Annotated in this window: 3 protein-coding genes; all 3 read left to right on the top strand. The window is 56.5% G+C overall.

The window, feature by feature from the left end; all coding sequences use genetic code 11:
• Nucleotides 1–540 precede the first annotated feature (540 nt).
• On the top strand, nucleotides 541–2031 hold the full coding sequence (locus NZ823_00135; protein MCS6803538.1) for a DUF1800 domain-containing protein: 1491 nt from the start codon (nucleotides 541–543) through the stop codon (nucleotides 2029–2031).
• A 9-nt stretch (nucleotides 2032–2040) separates the two neighbouring features.
• Entirely contained in the window at nucleotides 2041–3369 is a 1329-nt protein-coding gene (locus NZ823_00130; protein ID MCS6803537.1) for a DUF1501 domain-containing protein, read from the top strand.
• Between the two features lie 75 nt (nucleotides 3370–3444).
• The coding region (locus NZ823_00125; protein ID MCS6803536.1) for a hypothetical protein at nucleotides 3445–3906 on the top strand (462 nt) is incomplete at its 3' end.

The following is a 3906-nucleotide window of genomic DNA, read 5'->3' as shown; positions in this document are numbered from 1 at the left end:
GTTTCTGGGCGTCGTCCCGCACGACATGAACAACTCCTCAGAAAAAGTGGCACAGGCGGGAACGCCCGTGCTCCATTTTCATCCTTCGGAGCGAGCGTGAGCCCATGAGCGATTCCTGATGAATTGCATCGCGCATCGTCCAGGGTGCGCTTCATAAGCCCCATGGGCGCGGTCCTGTTCGTTATCAATTTCACAGCGACGGACGTGTTAAGTGGACGATGATTTGCCGAACTGCTGCCTCAGTGAACCAAGCTGGCTCGCGCCGATCCTGAGGGAACGGGGCCACTGCCGCTGATCAGCCGGCAGGCGAGCGACCCCCTGATCCGCGTTCATTTGCCGTATGCACGCTCTCTTCAGGTGATGTTGTAAGCTGAATGCTTGCAGGTAACATTGCACAGCGATGCCTCACAAAATTCTTGCTTCTGCCGAAGAATCCCAGTAAGATAAAGCGCGGTTGATGGCGCTCAAGGCTCAATCGGGGAGTTATCTAGCAAGCAGAGCACGCGTGCGGTTGAGTGATGCTCGAAGGGAAGGTTGCTGATGCCATTGAATGAATCGGACAAGGTAGCCCACCTACTGCGCCGCGCCGGGTTTGCAGCCCGACCCGAAGAGATTGAACGAGGCGTGGCGCGTGGGTTGCACGCGTTGGCCGATGAAATGGTTCATTTCGAGCGCGTGCCAGACAATCTTGCGCCGCCGCCCAGCGATCAGTATGCCTCATTCGATTTCATGACGTTGCTCACGCAGTGGTGGCTCCAGGCCATGATCACCACAACGCGACCCCTGCAAGAAAAAATGGTGCTGTTCTGGCACGGATTATTCGCTACATCTGCGCAAGGGGTCGGCGATGTGCGGCAAATGTATCTGCAAAACGAGCTGTTTCGCGGCAACTTCGAGCCGGACAATGGACAGGTGAGTCGTCCTTCACCGGGCAATCCTTTTCCGGTTGGGAATTTTCGGCAGATGCTACTTTATTTGAGCAAGGACCCGGCCATGGGTTACTGGCTCGATAATCGCCTCAACCGGCGACTCAACGATGAAGTCGGCAGCAACGAGAATTACGCGCGTGAGCTGTTGGAGCTGTTTTCGCTGGGCGTGGAAGATGTCGTCGCCAAGATTCCCAACTACACTGAACAGGATGTGCGTCAGGCTTCGCGCGCGTTGACCGGCTGGTCGGTACGACCGGCTGATCCAACACGTCCGGGTGATTATCCCCGGATGTTCCAGTTCGACGCAGCGCAGCATGATCTAGGTCCTTACACCGTGCTGGGCGTGACGTTTCGTGGCAGCGGCGAGCAATTGTTCGACATCATTGTCCGGCATCGTAATCCAGGACAGACACAGAGCGCGTGTGGGCGATTCTTGGGATACCGCCTGTTCACGTTCTTTGGGTATGACGACCCGGAGCCGGAGATCATCAACGCGCTGGCCGATGTGTTCGACGGGCGCAACGGTGAACAGCGATACTCTGTGCGCAATATGCTCAAGGCAATCTTCACGCCGGGCAATCTGGTATCGGAGGCATTCTACTCGGAGCGGGCGTTCCGCGCGCACGTCAAGAGTCCGACGGAAGTGCTGGTCAGCGCCTTTCGCTTGCTGCGTCCGAGCGGACTGGGCGAAGGTTCGGACGCGAGCTTACAACTGGCGCTGCGGCGAATGGGACAGGCGCTCTTTTTCCCGCCGGATGTCAGCGGGTGGAAAGAGGGATTGAACTGGATCAACACAACCTTCATGTTAGCTCGATACAATTTCGCTCATGATTTGATGCTCAACCGCGCAAGCGAGACGAGCATTGATGTGGCCGGCCTTGTGCGCCAGCAGAATTTGCAGACGCCGGAACAGGTGGTTGATTACTTCGGTCGGCTGTTGCTGCAAACGCCGCTTTCGCCCTTCATGCGGACGACGTTGATTCAGTATCTAAGATCGAACACCTATGGCCCGTTTGATCCGACGCATCAACGGACCATAGATAACAAGATTCGCGGCCTGATCTACTTGATCATGGCGACGCCGGAATTTCAGTTGAGCTAGAGGGAGCCGATGAGCAGAACCACACGACGCGAATTCATCAAGCGAAGCGGCTTCACCATGCTGACGGTTGGCGTTGGATTGTCGGCGTTCCCGCGCTATCTGCAGATGGCAGCCAGTAGCTCACTGACTCGCGCTGCTGCGCTGAGCCAAAATGACCGCATCTTGGTCGTGATTCAACTGGCCGGCGGCAATGACGGGTTGAACACGGTGATCCCCATCAGTGGGACGCTCAACGGCATCTACCGCGACCGTCGTCCGACGCTGGCCGTGCCAGAAGCCAGTATTCTGCCAATCGGACGCGATGCGGCTGGTCACCAACTCGGCTTTCATCCGCACTTATCTCGACTGCGAACCCTTTTCAATCAAGGCCGCGTCGCTGTTATTCAATCGGTTGGTTATGACAATCCGAGCCGCTCGCACTTCCGTTCGATGGACATCTGGCACACGGCCAACCCAAATCAGATTGAAACGTTTGGTTGGCTGGGCGACACGCTTGATCTGACATCACCAGGTAGCCACAACCCGTTGCTGGCTGTGGCGGTGACCGGCGATCGTTTGCCGCTCAGTTTGGCTGCCCGTCGCACGGCTGTGCCTGTCGTGGCCAGCATCGAAGATTATCGGCTGCGCGTGACGAACCGACTCTATCCGGCTGACGAGCCGATTCGGATTCAAACATTGCTGGCGCTGAACCGTGAGGCGGCGCCTGAACGCACGTTGTATGAAAAGATTCGGCTGACGGCCCTGGATGCTTATACCAGCTCCCAGTTGCTCCAGGAACGCGCCGATCAGAACTACCAGAACGATCCAACCGTCGTCTATCCAAGCAACAATCCACTAGCTGGAGCGATGAAGCAAGCGGCGCAAATTATCGCCAGCGATCTGGGAACCAAAATCCTATATGTGATGCTGGACGGATTCGACACGCATCAAGGTCAATTGGATCGAGCTGTCAATCATCCGCTCTTGTTGCGCTATCTGGACGAAGCCGTCTGGGCGTTCTATCAGGACATGCGCCGGTTGGGCCGCGATCACCAGGTGCTCATGATGACGTGGTCTGAGTTTGGGCGGAAGCTTCCCGAAAACGGCAATCATGGAACAGACCATGGCGCCTCGGCGCCGCAATTTGTGATCGGCACGCGCGTCAATGGGTTCAATCAGGGCCGAAGCACGGGCATCTTCGGTGAGCATCCGAGCCTGACGGATTTGTACAGCGAAGATGACACCAAACACGCGATTGATTTTCGCTCGCTATATGCCACGATTCTGGAACGCTGGTTGGAAGTCAGCGCGCGCGAGATTCTCGGCGGCAGATTCGAGATCATGAATTTTATTGCGTAAAGAAGAAGAAAGAGCCTATAACGCAGGCGATGGCCTGCGCTGGAAGGCTCATTTGAGGCTGAGAGGAGAGAGGTCGTGAACAGGTTGTTGTTTTCATCTCTGGTGTCGTCTCTCATTGGACTGCTCGCATTGACCGTCATCGCTTCGAGCAGTCATTCCCATCTTGCCAGCGCAACTAAGCGAAAACCTATCCAGGCGACAGGGCGCGCTGACGCCTACAAGCGACAACCTATCCAAATCGCATTCCGTGGAACTCATGATATAAAGGCCAGCTACACAGGGCTAGTCACCGGTGGGCAGGCTTTGGAGCAGCAGGCTACGCAACCGCTCACAATGGCCTCTGGCGATTTCGATGAAGACGGTGTCATGGACCTGATCTGCGGTCACGCCGATGGCGGCCGTGGGTTAATCACGCTTTATCGGGGCAACGCGGCAGCGATGTGGCCTCGGTTCGTATCAGGATTAAGAGATCACAGACCAAGCTTCGGACCTGAGTCAAGAGAGCGAAGCGAGTCATCAACGCTCGATCCTCAGCCG

The organism is Blastocatellia bacterium (assembly GCA_025054955.1).
Classification (GTDB): domain Bacteria; phylum Acidobacteriota; class Blastocatellia; order HR10; family J050; genus JANWZE01.
This window is presented reverse-complemented; position numbering and strand designations above follow the sequence as displayed.

Bases quoted from the DNA above. Each gene is read 5' to 3' on its own strand.
- NZ823_00135 (MCS6803538.1), top strand. From the start codon at position 541: ATGCCATTGAATGAATCGGACAAGGTAGCCCACCTACTGCGCCGCGCC.
- NZ823_00130 (MCS6803537.1), top strand. From the start codon at position 2,041: ATGAGCAGAACCACACGACGCGAATTCATCAAGCGAAGCGGCTTCACC.